16 protein-coding genes are annotated in these 19926 nt (G+C 44.9%); 7 read left to right on the top strand and 9 right to left on the bottom strand.

Translation table 11 applies throughout. The features are described from left to right. Nucleotides 1–121: 121 nt before the first annotated feature. The 3 genes from RGE70_RS01645 to RGE70_RS01635 all read left to right on the top strand — a co-directional run bounded on the left by RGE70_RS01645 (nucleotide 122) and on the right by RGE70_RS01635 (nucleotide 3680). The gene (locus RGE70_RS01645) at nucleotides 122–841 is read left to right on the top strand and encodes an SDR family oxidoreductase (RefSeq protein ID WP_310469821.1); all 720 of its coding nucleotides are present in this window, start codon (nucleotides 122–124) and stop codon (nucleotides 839–841) included. A 797-nt stretch (nucleotides 842–1638) separates the two neighbouring features. Then, nucleotides 1639–2787 (top strand): putative sulfate/molybdate transporter, encoded by a 1149-nt coding sequence (locus RGE70_RS01640; protein WP_310469820.1) that lies wholly within the window; start codon nucleotides 1639–1641, stop codon nucleotides 2785–2787. A gap of 407 nt (nucleotides 2788–3194) precedes the next feature. Further along, complete coding sequence (locus RGE70_RS01635) at nucleotides 3195–3680, top strand: VOC family protein (protein ID WP_310469818.1); 486 nt, start codon at nucleotides 3195–3197, stop codon at nucleotides 3678–3680. A gap of 89 nt (nucleotides 3681–3769) precedes the next feature. Here the strand turns inward: RGE70_RS01635 and RGE70_RS01630 are convergent, their stop codons facing one another. After that, nucleotides 3770–4123, bottom strand: coding sequence for a YkgJ family cysteine cluster protein (locus RGE70_RS01630; RefSeq protein ID WP_310469817.1), 354 nt, complete (start codon nucleotides 4121–4123; stop codon nucleotides 3770–3772). Between the two features lie 199 nt (nucleotides 4124–4322). Here RGE70_RS01630 and RGE70_RS01625 point away from each other — a divergent pair, with 199 nt between their 5' ends. Continuing rightward, entirely contained in the window at nucleotides 4323–6377 is a 2055-nt protein-coding gene (locus tag RGE70_RS01625; protein WP_310469816.1) for a TonB-dependent receptor plug domain-containing protein, read from the top strand. A gap of 31 nt (nucleotides 6378–6408) precedes the next feature. Here RGE70_RS01625 and RGE70_RS01620 read toward each other — a convergent pair whose 3' ends face one another. The 3 genes from RGE70_RS01620 to RGE70_RS01610 all read right to left on the bottom strand — a co-directional run bounded on the left by RGE70_RS01620 (nucleotide 6409) and on the right by RGE70_RS01610 (nucleotide 9480). Beyond that, nucleotides 6409–7440: a sensor domain-containing diguanylate cyclase gene (locus RGE70_RS01620; RefSeq protein ID WP_310469815.1), complete on the bottom strand. Its 1032-nt coding sequence runs from the start codon at nucleotides 7438–7440 to the stop codon at nucleotides 6409–6411. 211 nt (nucleotides 7441–7651) lie between these two features. Beyond that, nucleotides 7652–8188 (bottom strand): response regulator transcription factor, encoded by a 537-nt coding sequence (locus tag RGE70_RS01615; RefSeq protein ID WP_310469813.1) that lies wholly within the window; start codon nucleotides 8186–8188, stop codon nucleotides 7652–7654. Further along, nucleotides 8188–9480: a sensor histidine kinase gene (locus tag RGE70_RS01610; protein ID WP_375087923.1), complete on the bottom strand. Its 1293-nt coding sequence runs from the start codon at nucleotides 9478–9480 to the stop codon at nucleotides 8188–8190. The genes RGE70_RS01615 and RGE70_RS01610 overlap by 1 nt, the downstream gene beginning before the upstream one ends. 365 nt (nucleotides 9481–9845) lie before the next feature. Here RGE70_RS01610 and RGE70_RS01605 point away from each other — a divergent pair, with 365 nt between their 5' ends. Then, nucleotides 9846–11747, top strand: coding sequence for an alkaline phosphatase D family protein (locus RGE70_RS01605; RefSeq protein WP_310469811.1), 1902 nt, complete (start codon nucleotides 9846–9848; stop codon nucleotides 11745–11747). Here the strand turns inward: RGE70_RS01605 and RGE70_RS01600 are convergent. Continuing rightward, complete coding sequence (locus tag RGE70_RS01600) at nucleotides 11722–12654, bottom strand: pseudouridine synthase (RefSeq protein WP_310469810.1); 933 nt, start codon at nucleotides 12652–12654, stop codon at nucleotides 11722–11724. The genes RGE70_RS01605 and RGE70_RS01600 overlap by 26 nt on opposite strands. Nucleotides 12655–12760: 106 nt before the next feature. Continuing rightward, entirely contained in the window at nucleotides 12761–13339 is a 579-nt protein-coding gene (locus tag RGE70_RS01595) for an LON peptidase substrate-binding domain-containing protein (protein ID WP_310469809.1), read from the bottom strand. A gap of 479 nt (nucleotides 13340–13818) precedes the next feature. Between RGE70_RS01595 and RGE70_RS01590 the strand changes: the two genes are divergently transcribed. Next, entirely contained in the window at nucleotides 13819–14280 is a 462-nt protein-coding gene (locus RGE70_RS01590; protein WP_310469808.1) for a NanQ anomerase/TabA/YiaL family protein, read from the top strand. A 31-nt stretch (nucleotides 14281–14311) separates the two neighbouring features. Continuing rightward, nucleotides 14312–14893, top strand: a complete 582-nt coding sequence (locus RGE70_RS01585) for a protein tyrosine phosphatase family protein (protein ID WP_310469807.1) — start codon at nucleotides 14312–14314, stop codon at nucleotides 14891–14893. Nucleotides 14894–14950: 57 nt separating this feature from the next. Here the strand turns inward: RGE70_RS01585 and mepA are convergent, their stop codons facing one another. The 3 genes from mepA to RGE70_RS01570 are packed head-to-tail and all read right to left on the bottom strand — an operon-like array spanning nucleotide 14951 to nucleotide 19738. Then, entirely contained in the window at nucleotides 14951–15850 is a 900-nt protein-coding gene (gene mepA / locus RGE70_RS01580; RefSeq protein WP_310469806.1) for a penicillin-insensitive murein endopeptidase, read from the bottom strand. 43 nt (nucleotides 15851–15893) lie between these two features. Next, on the bottom strand, nucleotides 15894–18701 hold the full coding sequence (locus tag RGE70_RS01575; protein WP_310469805.1) for a hybrid sensor histidine kinase/response regulator: 2808 nt from the start codon (nucleotides 18699–18701) through the stop codon (nucleotides 15894–15896). Beyond that, nucleotides 18698–19738: a cytochrome-c peroxidase gene (locus tag RGE70_RS01570; RefSeq protein WP_310469804.1), complete on the bottom strand. Its 1041-nt coding sequence runs from the start codon at nucleotides 19736–19738 to the stop codon at nucleotides 18698–18700. The genes RGE70_RS01575 and RGE70_RS01570 overlap by 4 nt, the downstream gene beginning before the upstream one ends. Between the last annotated feature and the right edge of the window lie 188 nt (nucleotides 19739–19926).

Here is a 19926-nt window from a genome sequence, read left to right as displayed (position 1 = left end):
ACGTAAACAATCATGTTCTCTTTAGATTATATATCAACAATGCTGTTGTCGTTAAACTGTGCTCATTCAAATGGCCAACGCAATTGTATGGCTGCCTAAATACATCTTTACTGAGGTTTATATGAAACAACTTATCGTAATTACTGGTGCATCTTCAGGTATTGGCGCAACCATCGCCCAAGCTTTTAGCGCTAAAGGTCACCCACTACTATTGCTTGCTCGCCGTGTTGAACTTATGGAAGCGCTAGAGCTAGACAACGCATTATGTGTCGGTGTTGATGTTACTGACGCTGAAGCGATGAAAAACGCCATTGCCACTGCTGAAGCTAAATTTGGCCCAGTTGGCTGCCTAATCAACAATGCTGGCATGATGTTACTTGGCGCTGTCGATACACAAGATCCAGCAGAGTGGAGCCAAATGCTCAACATCAATGTGATGGGTGTTCTTAATGGTATTCATGCCGTGCTAGCTGATATGAAAACACGTAAAACCGGCACCATTATCAACATCAGCTCAGTTGCGGGCCGCAAAACATTCCCTAACCATGCCGCTTACTGCGCGACTAAATTCGCGGTTCATGCTCTAACTGAAAATATTCGTGAAGAGGTTGCTGCTGACGATGTACGCATGATCACCATCGCGCCTGGCGCAGTTGAAACAGCACTATTAAGCCACACCACCAGCGAAGAAATTAAAGCTGGTTACCAAGGCTGGAAAGAATCAATGGGTGGTGTAATAGAACCAACAGCTGTCGCTGACGCTGCGGTATTTGCTTTTGAGCAACCTCAAAATGTTTGCGTACGTGAAATTGTATTAGCACCAACTCGCCAACAACCATAGTCGCAAGCAGTTTAAGTGACGGCTTCACAATGATAAAACCGCATTAACGCACGACCATTGTATGTTAAAACATCGCCCTGCTAATGCCATTAGCAGGGCTTTTTTTTGTCTAAATCGCCCTGCTGAATAACCATTTAGATATATATGATAAGAAAGGTGCAAAATTTACTGCACCAGGTAAGCCGCCTTAATTTGCACCACGCTTTTTAAGCGAGCAACCCACAGTCTCGGTAATAAATCTACGCGAGTAGTATCATGATTAATGGCGTTCACTAACAGGCCGTTTAGTGGACAGCATAATCACAACAACGCTGGCATAATACTCGAGCAAACAACAAGTCACGACTTGGCATACCTTGCCCTACAAGGTTAATGCGATACAAAGGTAACTAATTTAGCCCGGTTAACCTTGGTTTTTACAGCCAAAAATATCGACATTAAAACCTGTGAAAGCCCTAAAATTTGGTTACACTAAGACTTAGCTTACTCGGCTCACACAAAATTGTTAGCACATGGTTACCATGACAACATGGTGAGACAAAAAACAAAGCTGCGACTGCGGCAAGTTAAAACGTGTCTATTTAAGCAGCTAAAACAACCCTAAAATACCCACAAAGTGGTACTTAATTAGACGTTAATATTAGACCTATTGACCACAAACTTCACATTTATGTGTCAACTTGTCTCACAGACTTTGGTAAATTGCCGATTCCATCGGGTTTTACCCCCTTTATTGTTACCCAATTGTTGGCATTTAAATTGCTTATTCAACATATTCGTTAGTCACGGCAAGTTATATGAGCAGTAAGCACAACCGTTTTGATAATATTAACCATTACTCAGGTGAGTTCAGCGGCGCTTTTGCCGATCTGGGCACCTTCTTACCTTTAGCGCTCGGTCTTATCGCCTTAAACCAATTTTCGCCACGCGGAATTTTTATGGGGTTTGGACTGTTTGCACTGTTTACCGCATTCTTCTATCGCCGGCCGATCCCGGTACAGCCGATGAAAGTGATTACCGCGCTGGTGATAGCACAAGGTTTGTCGCCTGGTATGTTGCAAGCTAGCGGCATAATGATGGGAGCTATTTTGCTGTTGCTCGCTTATAGCGGTGCTATAAAGTGGATGGCGAGACAACTTTCTCCGGCAATTAGTATTGGGATTCAATTATCCATTGGCATCCAACTTATGTGGATGGGCGGTAATATGATGAGCCAAACTTGGCTGGTTGGTTTGTCTGCATTTGCGCTGCTATTTGCAAGCAAATACCTACCACTACGTTATTTAGCCATGCCATTTGTGATCATCTCGGGGATAATATGGCAGCTCAATAGCGGCACAGAGCCTAGCTTTGATCTATCAAACTATACGCCTTGGCAATGGAGCTGGCCTAGCCTTAATGAGTGGTCTTCTGCGGCAGGCTTATTAGTGCTGCCACAGCTGGCAATGACCCTCACCAATGCCGTTATCGCCACCTCTGCAATGGCAAAAGACAAGTTCCCGCAAGACCCTCAAGATAACTTTGCGCCAGAGCGCTTTGCCAAAAGCTCAGGCTGGGCAAATTTACTACTGGCACCGTTTGGCGCAACAGCCATGTGCCACGGCGCAGGTGGACTAGCAGTGCAGCATCATTTTGGCGCTCGCACCTGGTTAGCACCAACTATTTTTGGCAGCACGTGTTTGTTGTTAGCCGCATTTTGGGGACAAGGCATTGCCAGTTGCTTATCGCTAATTCCACTAGCGGTACTTGGTAGTTTACTCGCCATTGCGGGTACACAACTGGCGTGGTCAAAACGCTTTATCGATGGCAAACCGTTTTGCATTTTCGTCATATTATCCACCGCTGCCATCTGCCTACTGATCAATACAGCAGCAGGGCTTATTGCCGGCTTTGCACTTGAGCTCGGCCGTCGCCAATGGCACCTATATTCTGACTTAAAGCACTAATCTTTTTGAACTTGTTTTAGCACCATAAGATAACGAGAGCGCTGTCTCTCGTTATCTTATCTATCACAACTGGCTGTGACACAGCCGTTATTTTACCCGCAACATCGTTTAATCCACATCTAATTTATCTTTGTGCAGCTTACGTTGAAAATCGCTACAAACCCTTTATAAGCGCATATATTGCCTAACGAAATTTTTCACACATCGTGCAACAGGTGGCTTGCAGAGTGTCTGCAAGTCCCTATTACAATAACCCTTAGCATTTCTAAACCCGCAACCATTCATCACATTAGATTATCAACTTTATAAATTTTGATAATTTCACAACATGATTGAGTCACCCTATACTTTCGGCATCAAAACAAACAAGCAAAACGTTAGTCATTAGCAAACAAGGTGAGATTATTATGAAGATGAGTCATATCGGGATTATGGTTAGCGACATGGATAAAGCCATTGAGTTTTATACCAAAGCCTTGGGCCTTAAAATTGTTATGGGAAAATCAGAAGTCATTGAAGAAAAAGAAACTGCCATTGGCGCAATGTGTATTGCAGTATTCGGTGAAGGTTTCAAAGGGTTTAACATTGCCCATTTAGTGACAACTGATGGTATCGGTTTTGAGTTGTTTGAAATGAAAGACCGTGAAGACCAACACAAGGTCGACTTCAGCAAAATAGGTCTGTTTCATTACAGCCTAGAGACTGATGATTTCGAAGGTGTTATCGAAAAAGTGAAGCAGTATGGCGGTAAAGTCAGAATGGATATCATGAGATACCATCCAGAAGATGATAGCAAGCCTTACAAAATGGTTTATTTAGAAGACCCATTTGGAACCCTGTTTGAGCTTTACTCTCACTCATACTCAGAAACATATTCTTCAGAGTACGAATAAAAAAATAACGGTGGCCAACAATAGTTGACCACCGTTTTTTATTGGTTTGTTGGCAGGTTCAGTATCATTTAGCGATAACCAGAACCCAATTACACCAACACTTGTCGCGTATTAGCGATCAAATGATGGATCTCTTGTTCGGTTTTGCTATCAATCATCTCTTTGGGGCGACAACCATTTGGGCACGGCATATTAGGTGTGGTGCCAAACACCCGACAAATTAGTGGTCGCCTGCTGTACACTTTACAACCTTTAGGTCCAAGGTGAACGCAGTCCCACTCAGCCAACGCAGCATCATGCTCTGCTTCGGTCTTCTCGGGTAAACTCGACACCTCTTCAGACGAAGCCGTGACCGGCCCACAACAATCGTGACAACCCGGCACACATTCAAATGTTGGTATTTGCTCACGCAAGCGCGCGATGATCTCTCGATTATTGTTCATTGTGGTTCACCGTTGTGCAATTGATCGTCATTATAGCCTTATCCCAGCTGTACGAGAAGTTAGCGCCGCGCTAAATGTAGAACCTGCCAATACACAACCCGCACTGCGACCACTTGTCGCAGTTTGTTGATTTCACTTTGCTAAACAATAAGCACGCTGCCACTATCCGCAACATTAAAAACAAAAATACAACATTATTATGAAGTTGCCTCTATCCTTCGTTTCTGTATCAATACTTTCTGCGCTATTTCCATTAGCGACTTTTGCCGACGACTCCGCCTTTGAAGTTATCGAAGTGACGGGACAGCACCAGAGAAACTATAGCGCTGTAACGCCTGAGTCAGCCTCTCCTAAAACTGACATCAGTGGTCTACTGAGTAACCTCCCCGGCGCGACTGTTAATGGTAATGGTCCGCTTTCTGGCATAGCGCAATACCGCGGGCTTTATGGAGATAAGGTTAACACTCAAGTCAATGGCACTACATTGTCGAGCGCTGGGCCCAACGCAATGGATACGCCATTAAGTTATGCCAGCTTGATTTTAACCGAACGACTTGAAATGACTCGCGCAATAGCCCCTGTATTGGCGGGAGCTAATACCATAGGTGGCAGTGTGCAAGTTATTGAGTCGCAAGCTAGCTTTGACCAAGCAAGCGCCAAACTCGCAGCGCAGTATCAAGGTAATGGCAATCGCAGCCATATCGGAGGTAAAGCCAATTTAGGTACCGAGCAACATGCAGTTTTAGTGTACGCCGAAACCCTCAACGGCAATGACAACATGACTACTGGTGATAACCGCTCAGTATCACCCACCACATATAACAAAGCGATGGCTGGCGGCCAGTACCGCTATAACCTAGCCGAAGATGCCGGCCGCAGTGAATCGATTGCTATTGGTTATCAGCATCTTGAAACCACCGATGCCGGCACACCAGCCTTACCCATGGATATCGATTTCATTCGTACTGATAGAGTCAAAGTTGAAGGTCAACATGATATCAACAGCTGGAGCCTTAACTGGCACCTTGCATATAGCGACGCAAGGCACGGCATGGATAACTTCAGCGAACGCAGCAAACCCGCAACCAAGAGCGCACGCTACAACAACGCCGATAGCCAAAGCTATGACGCATTAATATCACTGACAAAAAATGCTTGGAACGTCGGCTTTGATGCACAGCTAAGTGAGCATCAGTCAGTAATAACCGACCCGACCAACCCGATGTTTAACGTTGATAACTTTAACAATGTTAGCGACAACACCTTCAGCGCTTTTGCTCAATGGCAGCAAGACGTTAACCGCTGGAACTGGCAAGTTGGCGCACGCGTAAAACACTACCAAACTAACGCTGATGAAGTGAGTCATTCGATGGCCGGCTCAATGGCCCCTATCAACATGCTCATGACACAGTTTAATTACAGTGACCGTTCACAGTCGCAAACTGGGGTCGATATTGTTATCAATGGTCGTTACACACAAACCCATGAGTTGAGCTGGGTTGTTGGCTTAGCCCGTAAACAAGATAGCGCCAGCTACCAGCAACGCTACCTTTGGGTACCAATGCAGTCTACCGGCGGCCTTGCCGATGGTCATACCTATGTGGGCGATATCGACCTTAATTTAGAAACAGCCTACCAAATCGAAGTGGGCAGCGATTATCAAACCGATGACTTGACCATCAGCCCGCGCGTATTCTTCCACCGGATTAATGACTACATTCAAGGCGTCGCCGCCACAGATCAAACCGTAATAATGGCAGCTGCAATGATGGGCGATGACAACCCAATGCAATTTGCGAACGTCGATGCGCAGCTGTTTGGCATGGATATTAGTGGGTCTTACAGTATTAACGACCATTTTAATGTCAATATGATTGCCAGTTATGTACATGGCGAGCGCCGCGATATTGATGACAACTTGTATCGCATCAGCCCAGCTAATTTTAACCTCGGCATTAATTACAGCCATAACAACTGGACCGCCCGCATTGAAACCCGTGCAGTCGCTGCGCAAGACAAGGTGTCTGAAACCCAGCTAGAGCAAACAACGGCTGGGTATGCCTTGGTCAACTTATTAGTCAGCTATGATGCGTCAAACTGGTTAGTTAAGGCGGGGATCGATAACGTGTTAGATACCGACTATCAAGATCATTTAGCGGCATACAACCGCGTAATGAGCAGCGACCTTGCCGCCGGTGAACGCATGTCTGGCAGTGGGCTTAACGCTTGGATTACGGGCGAGTATCGCTTCTAAAGCGCAATGCTGTTACCCAAGGTGTTGGTCATCATGACTCGCACCTTGTTTTCCCCGAGCTGGCCTCTGTCTCGGGGCTTTTTAAACTTTTAGCCAGCTCAGCTTTTCGTTGCAGCATATCTTTGTCTGCCATATCTAGCTGAGTGCTAATACTGTCTTCATAGTTTATCTCGGCAATACCAATCGATACCGTAAAGCTGGGCAAATTACCCTGTTGATTGCGAGCAGCTATAGCGGTGATAATTCGTTTTTTCACCACCTGTAACGCTTCTTTTTCATCAAACATGACCAAAGCGACAAACTCATCACCACCAATACGCCCAACCACATCAGATTGACGCACACACTGAGTTAATACCGACCCAACACAGCGGATAACCTCATCGCCAACACCGTGGCCATATTCGTCGTTTATCGCTTTAAAGTGGTCAATATCTAAATAAAACGCCCCTAACGAGGTATCGGTTCTTTTCGCCAGCTTTATGCGCTGCTCAGCAAGCACCATAAAACCGCGGCGATTATGCACACCAGATAGCGGATCGGTAATCGCTAGGGTTTTCATTTCAGCATAAGCGCCAATCAACGACAGGTCAGATTCTAAAATATCTTTCAGGTGGCGGATAAGCTCGAGATAGGTCGACTTGTAATCGGTTTTTTTATAGTCCATGACACAAAAAGTGCCAAATGGATCCCCGTTGGGCCAAAAAATCGGTACACCGAGATATGATCTAAAGCCGTCAATGTGCACTTCAGGATTGCTGTCCCAACACGTATCAACTAAGGCATTGCTTACATACAATTCCTGGCGGGTTTCAACGATACGGCGGCAAAAAATGTTCACTTCAGGCCCAATGATAATGCCGGCGGGATAGGGGTTGGTCTCTTGACTGCTAGATATCGTGACCTGAAAACCTTTGTCGGTATATTGCACCAAAAAACCTGCGGGCGCTTCAAACAGCCTAGCTAGCAGATCAACAGTTTTCTGCCATTTTTCAGTAGAGATAAGCTCATTGGGCTCATCTAATAAAAAAATATCAGTGTTAAAAACGGTCTTATTGCTCATCGAATGCTCCCGCTCAACTTTGGCTGCGACCATTAGTTAATCAGCCAGTACTACTTTAGCATAGCTGATATCACAAGAAGAGGAGAGGCGTTGTATGAAACCCATCAGCTGATGCTCCGAAGTCGCGACTGCACATTGCGGTTATATCTAACCGCAATATCACTTCGGCAAGCACCAACCACGATGGTGTAGGCGGCACTAAAAGCGCAGTTTAACGATGGTCGATAGTGGGCTTTTTGAGTAATTTACGCTGCAAAGTACGCCGGTGCATACCTAACTGCCTTGCCGTTGCAGACACATTTCCGCTATTAGCATTGAGCACTTGTTGAATATGCTCCCACTCCAATCTTTTCGGTGACAACGGCTCCTCTTGTAACGGCTCTATCGCGGTATCGACCGGCGTTATAGCCAGAGCGTTAAGCAAGGTTTGCGTATCAACAGGTTTAGCCAAATAGTTATCCGCTCCTAAACGAATCGCCTCTACTGCAGTGGCAATACTTGCGTAGCCGGTCAATAACACCATGGTTACGCTAGGCAATAATTGCCGCAAAGGCGAAATAAGCTTAAGCCCATTTTCCTGCTCCAATTTCATATCAAGCAGTACGTGGGTCGGTTTAAATTGTCGCGCTAACAGCAAAGCCGTACTGGCATCATGGCACTGTTGGCACTCAAAACCCTGCTTACTCATGCGTCTTAACAACACTCCCGCAAGCGCGAGATCGTCTTCAATAATCAACAAACGATCCATTATTCGTCCGCCTTTATCAACGCCGCATCTAATTGCAAAGGAAAGCTCACTTCTGCCACCGTACCGCCATTAACCACACTGCCGAGCAAAAGCTGCCCGCCGAGCCGCTCAAAGCTGGCATGGCTCAGCAGTAACGCCATACCCATACCTTGTTCACTCTCAATAAGCTGATGACCTACCTGTGCACGCATCTCTTTTGATATCCCTATTCCGTAATCTTTTACCGAAATACATAAGCGTTGGCTTTGCGCCGCAATAACCACAGACACCTTAACGCGAGCATCACCAATGTTATCTAAGCTAGCGCTGGCGGCGTTTTCAACCAACGACATCATCGCCGGTAACAAACTAGCGTCAGTGAGTATTGAGCTCGACTCATACTGATCGTCCTCCAATAACGTTAGCTCTAATTTAACCTGCGGCATAAACAGTAACACCTGTTGCTGTAAGGTGTTTAGCAGCTCATTGGCGGTTTGTAGACTTTGTTTTTCTTCCCGGATGGCCTCTGTGGCGGCACGCAATGAATGCAAGGTTTTTTCACAGCGCTGTAATGCCCCATTCATTTCAGACAGTATGCTTGAATCTTCTAACCCAAGCTCTTGCGCCTCTTCGGCGGCCTCATCAACCAACAACCTCAAACTGGCTAATGGCGTTGCTAATTGATGCGCCATTTGCGCTGACGCTGTACCTAACGCCAACAATTTTTCTTGGCGTAATTGTGCCTCTCGCATAAAACTCAGTTCTACATCTTGCTTACGCATGCGCTGTGCAATGTAAGCCACGCTCGTCGTCAACACCAACGACGAAATAAGAAAGTTAAACCACATGCCCAAGTAGTGCGAGCTCATGTCCATGCCATGGTGCGCCATCGGGCTTTCTTGCACATAAAAGATCATCAAGCTGTAGGCGATTGTCGACAAGAAGGTCAGGGTCCACGGCGCCCACTTTGGCAAGGTTACCGCTGCGATAGCAATGGGTAACAGCAATAACGAGATAAACGCGTTAGTCGCGCCACCAGTTAAATACAGCCAAGAGATCCAAAATAAAGTATCAAACACCAGCGCAATGAACAGGCTCGACTCATTGCGACTTGCTGATTCGCGTAACCTAAAACTAAACAGCAAATACAGCGCTTCAACCCCTAAGCTCCAATACAAAAGTGGGCTATTAAGCGACAGACCAAACGTTTCTGCCGCAAAAAAAGTTAATCCAATTTTGAGCAATAAACCGGAAAAACGTAATAGCACTAATTGGTCGGTGGCATCCCAGTTACTGTTGAATAGGCTTCTAATTCGTTGGTTAATCATTATTATTTTTATTATCTTATTTATATTATTGGTTTGAACGCTCGCTAGGGTCAGCCCCTTAATACGCTCGTTATTTTAGGGGTAAACGTTACCTTGCTTTGCTACGATAAACTAGTTGAGCCCTCACAACTTAAGTACTGACAATACGACTGCCATACGCTATCTGTGGCTGATATCACTGGATGAGCAAATATCGTTCAAGCCACAATGAAATCGCGATAAGCGACCACGGCGACTGCTTGTCTAGCCTATAACCACTTGAATTAGCATCAGCTTAGCTTAAGGGGTTTTATTCAACTAAACACTGGTTTACTCTTAAAGTCGATAAGTTTTCACCAAAGGTGCACTGTATGCAGCCTGAAAATGCTTTGCCACTCATTATTGCTGGCCCCAGTTTACGCCACTGCGATCAGCAACATTTCACCTTATGGTTTGTGGCCCGCGAGCGGTTACCTCAGCTCACATTAAGCCTCAATAACGCTAACTTTAAACGCACTCTGAGCGAGAGCGAAGTACACGTAATTGCGTTAGGACAGCATGCTTTTCAGTATTTAATCAGGCTATCACAACCCAACCTACTGCCAATCAACACCCCTTTAAGCTACCAAATCAGTTGCGCAGGCCAACCTAACTTATTTGGCGCAATAACTGCGCTAACTTACAACAATAAAGCTGATATCGAGTTTATTGTTAAGCCAACCATTGACCACCTGTTGCATGGTTCCTGCCGCAACCCGCACCACCACAGCGATGACGCATTAGTCGCGGCCGACACAAAAATAGCCCAATTAGCCACATTACAGTCACGCCCAGCATTATTAATGCTTAGCGGCGATCAGGTCTATGTTGATGATATTGCGGGCCCAATGCTGTTTGCCATTAGCAAAGTGATCGCACTTTTAGGCCTGGGGAGTGAACATTTTGAACAATGCCACTTAGCCAGTAGTGAGCAAATTAACTACCAACCAGCAGCAATGTATCAACGCCATTTAAACCTACTACCTAAGACCCAATACCCAGCTAGAACAGCGCTAAAACGTTGGTATATCAATCATCCGGTGTTTACATCATCGATGGCCGAAAATCACTTGGTTAGTCTTAGCGAACTTATTGCGCTGTACCTGTTAACTTGGTCACCTGAGTTATGGAAACTCATCGAGATCCCGCAACAAGTTTACGGACTTAACCCTGCTAATGAGCTACGTTGGCAAAAACAATGGCAACACCTAGCCGATTTTCAAACAGGTTTACCTCAGGTACGCCGCTTGTTTGCCCACATTCCAACGTATATGATTTTTGATGACCATGATGTCACCGATGACTGGAACTTAACCGCCAAATGGGAACAGGGCGCCTACGGCCACCCTTTTTCAAAACGCATTATTGGTAATGCGCTTATTGCTTACACATTATTCCAAGGGCTGGGAAATGCCCCAAAGATTTTTGATGCCGAAATAAAGCCGCAACTGGACGCCCTATTCAATCCCCCAATGCAGATCACGCATGATGCCCTCATCGATACGCTACTTAAGTTTGAACACTGGCACTATAGTTTAGACACTCAGCCCAAACTGATGGTACTTGACACTCGTACTCGCCGATGGCGCAGTGAGTCGAGCCTTGGCAAACCTTCGGGCTTAATGGACTGGGAAGCTTTAATGGAGTTTCAAACACAATTGGTAGATCAGCCTAACGTTATTATCGTTTCACCCGCTCCCATGTATGGGGTAAAACTTATCGAAATAATTCAAAAAATGGCGACTTTTTTAGGCGCTTCTTTGCTGGTTGATGCTGAAAACTGGATGGCGCACCGCGGTACAGCCAATACATTACTCAGTATTTTTCAGCACCGTAAAACTCCCGACCAGTTTGTGATCCTATCTGGGGACGTGCACTACTCATTTAGCTATGACATTAGCATTCGATTTCGAAACGCCGGGCCAGCCATTTATCAAATCACTTGCAGCGGTATTAAAAATCAATTTCCTGAAAAACTACTGCCCTATCTTGATCGTTTTAATGGCTGGTTATATGGCCATTTTTCACCATTGAACTTTTTAACCAAACGCAAGCGCATGTCGATAAGAGGCCGACGCCCGAATGGTGCTCCGAGCCAACACTTAGTCAATAAAAGTGGCATTGGCAGTATTAAATTGGCTAAAAACGGCGCTCCGACAAAGATTACAGTGCTGCATGCAGATATGAGTGAAACGGAGTTTTTGCCCCCTAACAATCAACATCAGAAAGCTTAAAGCCATCGCAGCTAATATCGACCAGCTCATGAGTCAACGGGTCAGTAAAAGCCAACCTTTTAGCCATTAACATTAATGGCTTATCAAAGTCATCGGCGGCTTTATCAAGTAGCTTGGGGTAGAGTCTGTCATTTAAAATCGGCATGCCTAGGCTCATCATATGCAACCGCAATTGATGTGTTCGCCCCGTCACAGGGGTCAATTCAAATAGCCCAATATCGCCTTTTACCGCTACCAAACTGATTTCAGAATGACTATTAGGCTCACCTGCGGTAATTGTCATCATAAAGCTAGGATCGGCCTTCGCTAACCTATTTTTCACCGTCCAATGTAGCGGGAGCGCCAGCTTACCTGACTCAAGCTGCTGTTTAATGTCGGTCGATAAGGTCGCTATAGCTTGGTAGGTTTTGGTAATGTCGCCGTTTTTAAATAATTGATGATAGTCATGGCGAGTAGACGCATTAACAGACATTAGCATTACACCAGCAGTAGCACGATCTAACCGGTGCGCAGCAACAATTTGCTCATTACCTGTTTTTATCCGTAAGCGATTAACCAAGCACTCATTAACAAAGTTTCCGCTAGGGTTCACCGCTAAAAAATGAGGTTTAAAGGCAATAATAATATGCTGATTTTGCAGTAATATTTGTTCATCAAACGGGATAAGTGATTCTTGCTGTACTTCGCGATAATAATACACTCGAGCGCGCGGTATAAATGCACTGGTTAGCGTAACTAGCTGCCCGTCGCGCCAGTGTACTTTGCCATTTTCAATTCGCTCAACCCAAACTGACGCTTCAATGGCTTTAAAGTGGCTGACGAGAAAGCTCAACACCGTAGGTTTGTCGGTTACGGTTTCAGGCAATACAATGTAGGAAGCTTGGGCGGCGCGTACAGAATGGCTCATAAAATTAATGTCAGTGGCATACAACTGTGCGGTACTTTATCAAAAAGTAACACCAAAAGCGCAACGGCTAACAACAGGGGGTTAATCGTTGAGGTAAACGAGATGCTTAATTGGCGTGAGACTTAATTAATTCCAGCACAAAATGCATGGTTTGATGGCAATTTGGTTGATTAAGTAAGCGTAGTTTATCTTTATTATACAAAGGTAAAACTTCTAGCCAGCGCTGACTAACCCACGTAGCATCTTCAAGGTGTACATCGTTATCGTACAAGCCAAACAAAGCAGGGTTCACTTCGTAAAACTGGGCTAACGCAGTGCTAATTAGCTCAAACTCACCGTAAATGGGCTCTTGCTGCCAATTGTTGCAGGCAAGGGTTCGGCTTATCCAAACACCGTCTCGGCGCTGAGCGGCAGACAAAATACGTACTCGCTGCTTACCAAGCAATACGACACTAAGTGAGCCATCATCAAGTTGGTTAAAATCAATGATTTCACACTGGGTTGCAGTATCGTAGCAAGGTGGGTGGCTATTGGCTTTGCTCATACCAAACACCAGTGGATAATGCTGCTTTAACACCTCGGCAATCATACTCAAATAGGCAGGGTCGGCTATTCTTACCTCCACCCTTCCCTCAGGCAGTAATAAAGAATCGTGCGTCAATAACGCCATCTCTTCAGTACGCATAATGCCCCCTTTATTTGTCGCTTTAATCGTCTAACAAACTGTCACCAGTAAGGCTAAAGTGTAGCAGCTGATTGCATTTCAGCCATTCAGAGCACTAGCATATTGCCGTAGTGCATTTATCTAACCGCGCTATATCACCAAGTTCTAATCTAAATCAATGCATTAGATATGACCGCCGTAATAGCAGGCTTAGACGACTTAAAATTTGACCTTAAATGACTGCGATGCTGTAACGCAGACTCTGTATTGCAGTGGTAAACGGCGAGAATGATCGTAGCAGTCTAAGTTAAAAATAACCTTTGTATGCGACTGACAAATACAACTGTAAGACGACTTTAATAACAAAAAGTCTCACATTTGGTGGAGGCCCTATATCGCCCAATAGCAGATGGCGCTAAACTTCGACTTAATTTACTGCAACACAATCAGCAAGCTAAATGAGCTTTTCTGATTGAGGCAAGCTAACAAAAGAGAAAATTATGATTGTAGATACCATCGCCAACGCCGACTTGTATAGCCACCTTAGCCCGCGTATCGCCAAAGCATTAGCGCATTTAAGTGACACTGATTTTAGTGCGTTAGAGGTCGGAACCTACGAACTAGAAGGCAAAGATCTATTTGTTATCGTAAATGATTATGAAACTAAGCCCAAAGAGATGCAGCCTTTTGAAGTCCACCAACAGTACATTGACGTACAATTTGTGGTGAGCGGAGAAGAGCAGTTTGGTTATTTACCTCTAACCGACCAAGCGCCGTCAAAGCCTTACTTTGCTGAGCATGATTTTGCTAATTATGACTATGAGTCCAATAAAAACACTGCCGCATTTATCCCGTTTAAAGCAGGTATGTTTGCCATATTTTTTCCTGAAGATATGCACATGCCAGGCACTCACCCCACGCCAACACAAGTGCGCAAAGTGGTGATAAAGGTAAAAATATAAACGGCACTGAAACATTAAAAAGGGCAATAAAATGAGATTAGAATTTCTTTTGGCAGGTTTACTTGTTGCAACGCTAAACTCTGTGGCATTCGCCAATGTTGCCCCTAGTGCTGAGACGCACGCCAATATGGGCGCTAATATTGATGTTAACAAGCTAACTAGCATCAAAGCATTTCAGTTTAACAACAGTAATATTGTGACCTCTGGGCTACCGACTGAAACGCAATTTGCAGCATTACAGCAAGCTGGTATTGAGCTGGTCATTAACCTTATTCCGAAAAATAATCCGAACAGCCATAACGATGAAGCCAGCTTGGTGACTCGTACAGGCATGCAATATCAACAAATTGATGTTGACTGGCAACGACCAACTGTTGCTAATGTCGAGCAGTTTTTTGCCATTATGGATGCTAATGAAGGTAAAAACATTTTGGTGCATTGCGCGGCAAATTATCGCGCTTCGGCATTTTATTATCTTTACGAGCTTAAACAAGGGCGCACCGACTCGGTCGAGTTTAAGCAGCAAACAATGCAACCTTGGGGCGACCTGCCACAAAGTTTAGCGGCCTATCCACAATGGAAGGCACTTATCGATGCCATCAAAAATAGATAAACGCACCAAGCTTGAGCCGAAAGATTTTGAACGCTAAAAATAACTCCTAGATTAAGCTTATTGGTGCTCGCCAAGAATTAGCGCACATTGCTGAGGCTTCACTTTAGACTTCGTTTTTTTGGGGCTGGGTTTATCTTTCTTGGCTATCGGCGTAGCAGGCTGCGCCATCTGCTGCTTCCACCAACCAAGCTCATTACAGCCATTACCTTTAGGGATCGCCGCCTGCTCCTGGCAGCTAGAATCATCTGCAGGGCAATGTAATCTCACATGCATATGGTAAGTGTGCCCCCACCACGGGCGAATTTTTTCAAGCCAACGGTCATCACTCAGCGGTAAGCGACATAAATGCTGCTTAATGACTGGGCTTACAAATATACGGGCCACCCGCTGATCTTGCGCTGCAACTTGCAGCATTCGAGTGTGCGCAGGCAACCATTGCTGACCATCAAGGCTAAACTGCTTAGTGTTAATCATATCTAATGGTAGCGGCTGCTCTCGCTGCGCTGGCGTTAACGGTTTATCAGCCAACTTAAACCAGATATCGACATCTAACCCGATTTGATGACTTGCATGACCATGACTAAAGTTACCACCACGCGGCATAGACATGTCTGCAATGAGTATATCTTGATGATTTTCTTGGTATAACTGCTGGGAAAAGTCGTTAATAAAGGAAATCAATAATGGGTGACCATAGTAGCGTTGCCGCTCAGTGCGTATCACCTGGAACCCAACCCCCGATAAAGGCAATGCTTTTGCTCCCGCTAAACAACCATTAGCATAACTACCCACTGCGGCAGCGCGGCTGTTATAGGGCGCGCGGACTTGCTCCCAAGGGTTAGCGGCTGCACCAAAGGTTCCCCCAAAAAACACAACGCTCACTATCAACCTAAAGATGGCGGCGTTAGCTGCTGTTAACTGGCTATATTTCGATTTTTTTGGGCTTACGGTTCCCATATAAACTTCAGCCTTACCACAGTGCTTGCTATATTAAGCCGTACTAACGACCCGCATTTTTTGCCTGCTGCGCTCGGGCGTTATGTCGTGCCATAAAGCGCTGGTTTTGATGAATATTAACTTCCAATAGATTAACTAAATGCTGTAAGAATTCTAGCTTTGGGATCACGCCATTCGCTGTGACAGCCTCAATTTCTTTTGCAAGGCCATGTAAACGCTCGGCATAATATTCAGTGGCCATATTTTGAATGGCGTGCGCCAGAGTGTGGATCTCTTTCACGTCGTCATGGTCATAAGCTTGAATTAACTGTGTAATCGCCTTCTCGGCAAAAACTTTAAACGAATCAAGCAACACAACAACCTGCTGATGGTCACCCTGTGATAATTGCGTTAACTGTTTAAAATCGATGTCAGCCTCAGTCATATTCAACGCTTCTTCACAATGGCGCTCAAGCGCAACAACCTTGTTGTCGCTATTGTCTACCTGGCTAATGTCATGTGCTAAATGCACTTTGCAAATAATATGAGCGTGTTGATTAAGCGCATCTCTAAAGCTATTTTCTTGTAACGGTTTGGTCAGTACATGGTTTGCGCCAGCCCGGAGCATATTGTCATGCGCCTCTTGAAACACATCTGCAGTACAAGCAAAAACCGGAATATCCAGTTTGAGCTGTTGCCGAATATACTCAGTCGCCTCAATTCCGTCCATCTCTGGCATATGGTTGTCCATCACCACTAAATCGTAATGTTTTTGCTGCACCATTTGCGTGGCTTCTAAACCATTTTTAGCCACGTCTGCGGTATGCCCAAGACGCTGACAAAATGTTTTGGCCACTAATGCATTAATCTTATTATCTTCTGCAATTAAGATGTGAATGCTGTCAGGTAAGTTGCTAGGCGCCGCCTCATGAGTGATGGCAGCTTGCTGTTTAAGGTTTGATCTTTCAATTGCAATAAACACCACAAAAGAGCTGCCTTGACCAACTTTGCTCGAAATCGAAATACTGCCATTCATCAACTCAACAAGCTGCTTTACAATGGATAAGCCTAATCCCGTACCACCATACTGCCTTGTCGTTGATGACTCGGCCTGAGTGAAGGGGTCAAAAATAGACGCTAATCGGTCTTGCCTAATACCGATACCGGTATCTTTAATCGTGATCTCTACCCCTTGATCACCTGCCGCATTAACCCCTTGCTTACACTTTAGTGAAACACTCCCCGTTTGGGTAAACTTAACAGAATTACTAAGCAGGTTATAAATAACCTGCCTGATCCGAGCTTTGTCCCCTTTAAAGGCTTGCTCAGCTTCAATATGATTTTCCACCAGCAGACTAATATTCTTTTCGTTGCAGATAGGCTCATATGTACTGGTGATAGGTTGAAGCACGCTGGCAAACTTAAACACTTCATTTTCAAGTTCTAACTTGCCGCCTTCAACCTTAGAGAAGTCGAGAATGTCATTAAGAAGTGACGTGAGGTGGTTACCCGATTCCAATAGAATTTGGATCTGCTTACGATGCTCAGCGTTATCAAGATTGGGCTCAATGATCTGCGCCATCCCCAAAATACCATTGAGCGGTGTTCTTAATTCATGGCTCATCGTGGCCAAGAAGGTCGACTTAGCTTTATTGGACACCTCAGCTTTAACTACCGCTTGAGCTAAATCATCTTGCATTTTTTTACGCGCCGTCATGTCTCGCTCAACCGCGATAAAGTGACTTATTTTCCCATCATCATCGGCAACAGGGTTAATGCTCACATCAACCCAGTAAGTATGACCATCTTTATGGTAATAAACTAACTCTGCTGCGACAGAATCATGCAGGCTCATGGCTCGAGCAATTTTGCGCACTTCTTCCGCTGCGGTATCTTTACCTTGTAGCATTTCGGCCAACTTCAGCCCCGTCACTTCGTTAAGTGAGTAACCAGACATCGTCGTAAAGCCTTTATTTACCCAAGACACGATTCCATTACTGTCGGCAATCACAAAACCATCTTCAGCATGCTCCGCCACCAATGCCAGTAAATGCTTCTCTTTTTCTGACTTGGTCAAGCTATGCTGCATTTGCTTTTCTTTGCGCGCTTGTTGTTGCGACTGTATACGGCTGTACGCTGATAAAAATACAATCAATAACAAACTACAGAGCATTAAGTTAAGCTTTGTCTGTTCAACCACCGATAACCAAAAGTAACCTTGCGAGCTAAAGTCATCACGGACATTACCATTAAGAATTTGTTGATAACGGTCAGACAATTGCTGCTTTATTTGCGTTAAAAGCCCAGTATGCACCAGTAAACTTTGATAGCTGTTCGACGAGGTCAACTCAGGGCTAACCGCCGTGGCCAATGGTAAGTCGATATCGGTGGCAATAATGTGTAAACGGTTATCGATGTCAGGCATTTTTTGCCATAAGTCTTGTTGTAACAAAGTAATGGTATGCTTAGAGTACTGCTGCGAAATTTTGAGCCTTAGTATCGTTTCAAGATTAGCCACTAATGTGGTTACCGACACCGCTAATGTGTCGGCATGCTTTGCAATTTGTGGATCAGCCAACAACACATTTGCGATGCCAGACAAATTCTCAGGCTGTAAGCTAACCTGTAAAAGTTTCACTTGTCTCTCTGCGCCAACTAAGGCGTCTGACATTGCGTCATAAGCCTGCCCATTGGTGACCTCTATTTTAAAAACATCGTCCCTGACCGATAAAATATGCCGACTCAATTCGGTATAAGCAGTTTGATATTGCTGCATGATATACACTTTAGTCGTCAGCATTGCGATAGCTAGCATAGTGATAGTTGCTATAACCACAAGCCAGCTGATTTTAGCTTTGTAACCTAATGTCATTGGCTTAATTCCTTAAGAATTGGTGGTTTGGGTGCCGTTAGCGAATCAAGAAACGCAATAAGCTCCACCAGCGTTATCGCCTCTAAATCTTTGCCCAATTGCACTTTTGCCATCACAACCACAGCCTCTTCTAGACTACTGGCGCGGCCATCATGAAAATAAGGTGCGGTTATAGCAACATTACGTAAACTCGGCACCCGGTAAACAAATTTGTCATTAACATCACCGGTCTGTTCAAAGCGGCCGAGATCGGCATTTAGCGCCGTAACCGACTGCACACTACCAAATTTTTGAAACAAGTTACCGCCAATATTACGGCCTTGATGGCAATAGATGCAGCCCAATGATTGAAACTTTTGCCAGCCATGAATCGCCACTTGCGACAATGCAGTTTCATCACCATTTAAGTACTTGTCAAACGGGGCATCAGGTGTATTAAGTGCCATCATAAACACCACCAAAGCATCTTTAATCGTTTGCTCGGTAATGCCTTCATCATAGTATTTTGCAAATGCCGTTTGGTAACTTTTCTGGCTGGCTAACCGGGTTACTATATCGTCCCAATTGCTGTTCATCTCTAAGGGGTTGTGGATGGGGCCATCGATCTGTTCGACCAAGCTATTGGCTCTACCATCCCAAAAAAAACGTGTATTTAACCCAGTATTAAATACCGTGGGCGAGTTACGCGTTCCTTCGCCATTAACACCGGTAGAAACACGAATGTCTTCGGCGCCATTATCGTAAATATGATGACAAGACTCGCAACTGACCTGCCCATTGGATGACAATTGCGGATCTAGAAATAAGCGTAAGCCCAGCGCTAAATGAGATTTAGTCTCTTGCGGGGGCTGGTAGGCAGGTACTGCTGAAACCGAGTTTTGCCACTGGGGTGCAACAGGGGAACTAGCATCTACTAGCGCAGACTCACTTTCAAAATCACTGACAAAACTCGTCTGCCCTATAAAGCTGTAGTAAAGATATGCGCTGAAACAAGCAACGATTACCATAGCAATCGGCCAGCGATACTTAAAAATCATACCTTAGCTCCCTTAGTTATTTTGCAGCAATCCTTTGGAACAGCATCAGGTAAGTGTAGTGAACTCGCCTCAAAACGCTAGTCAACAAGCCAAGCTCGCATGTTTTATCCATTACATCAACCGTTAGTTACAAAGTTATAAGTAGCTCCAAACCGCAAGCAATCTTCATGGTAAATAGAACACAGTTC

This window comes from Shewanella youngdeokensis, from assembly GCF_033180165.1.
In the GTDB taxonomy this organism is placed as follows: Bacteria; Pseudomonadota; Gammaproteobacteria; order Enterobacterales; family Shewanellaceae; genus Shewanella; species Shewanella youngdeokensis.
This window is presented reverse-complemented; position numbering and strand designations above follow the sequence as displayed.

Coding starts and splice junctions, on each gene's coding strand:
- mepA (WP_310469806.1), bottom strand. CDS start 15,850: ATGGGAACCGTAAGCCCAAAAAAATCGAAATATAGCCAGTTAACAGCA.
- RGE70_RS01635 (WP_310469818.1), top strand. CDS start 3,195: ATGAAGATGAGTCATATCGGGATTATGGTTAGCGACATGGATAAAGCC.
- RGE70_RS01590 (WP_310469808.1), top strand. CDS start 13,819: ATGATTGTAGATACCATCGCCAACGCCGACTTGTATAGCCACCTTAGC.
- RGE70_RS01615 (WP_310469813.1), bottom strand. CDS start 8,188: ATGGATCGTTTGTTGATTATTGAAGACGATCTCGCGCTTGCGGGAGTG.
- RGE70_RS01645 (WP_310469821.1), top strand. CDS start 122: ATGAAACAACTTATCGTAATTACTGGTGCATCTTCAGGTATTGGCGCA.
- RGE70_RS01570 (WP_310469804.1), bottom strand. CDS start 19,738: ATGATTTTTAAGTATCGCTGGCCGATTGCTATGGTAATCGTTGCTTGT.
- RGE70_RS01605 (WP_310469811.1), top strand. CDS start 9,846: ATGCAGCCTGAAAATGCTTTGCCACTCATTATTGCTGGCCCCAGTTTA.
- RGE70_RS01585 (WP_310469807.1), top strand. CDS start 14,312: ATGAGATTAGAATTTCTTTTGGCAGGTTTACTTGTTGCAACGCTAAAC.
- RGE70_RS01600 (WP_310469810.1), bottom strand. CDS start 12,654: ATGAGCCATTCTGTACGCGCCGCCCAAGCTTCCTACATTGTATTGCCT.
- RGE70_RS01625 (WP_310469816.1), top strand. CDS start 4,323: ATGAAGTTGCCTCTATCCTTCGTTTCTGTATCAATACTTTCTGCGCTA.
- RGE70_RS01595 (WP_310469809.1), bottom strand. CDS start 13,339: ATGCGTACTGAAGAGATGGCGTTATTGACGCACGATTCTTTATTACTG.
- RGE70_RS01640 (WP_310469820.1), top strand. CDS start 1,639: ATGAGCAGTAAGCACAACCGTTTTGATAATATTAACCATTACTCAGGT.
- RGE70_RS01575 (WP_310469805.1), bottom strand. CDS start 18,701: ATGACATTAGGTTACAAAGCTAAAATCAGCTGGCTTGTGGTTATAGCA.
- RGE70_RS01630 (WP_310469817.1), bottom strand. CDS start 4,123: ATGAACAATAATCGAGAGATCATCGCGCGCTTGCGTGAGCAAATACCA.
- RGE70_RS01620 (WP_310469815.1), bottom strand. CDS start 7,440: ATGAGCAATAAGACCGTTTTTAACACTGATATTTTTTTATTAGATGAG.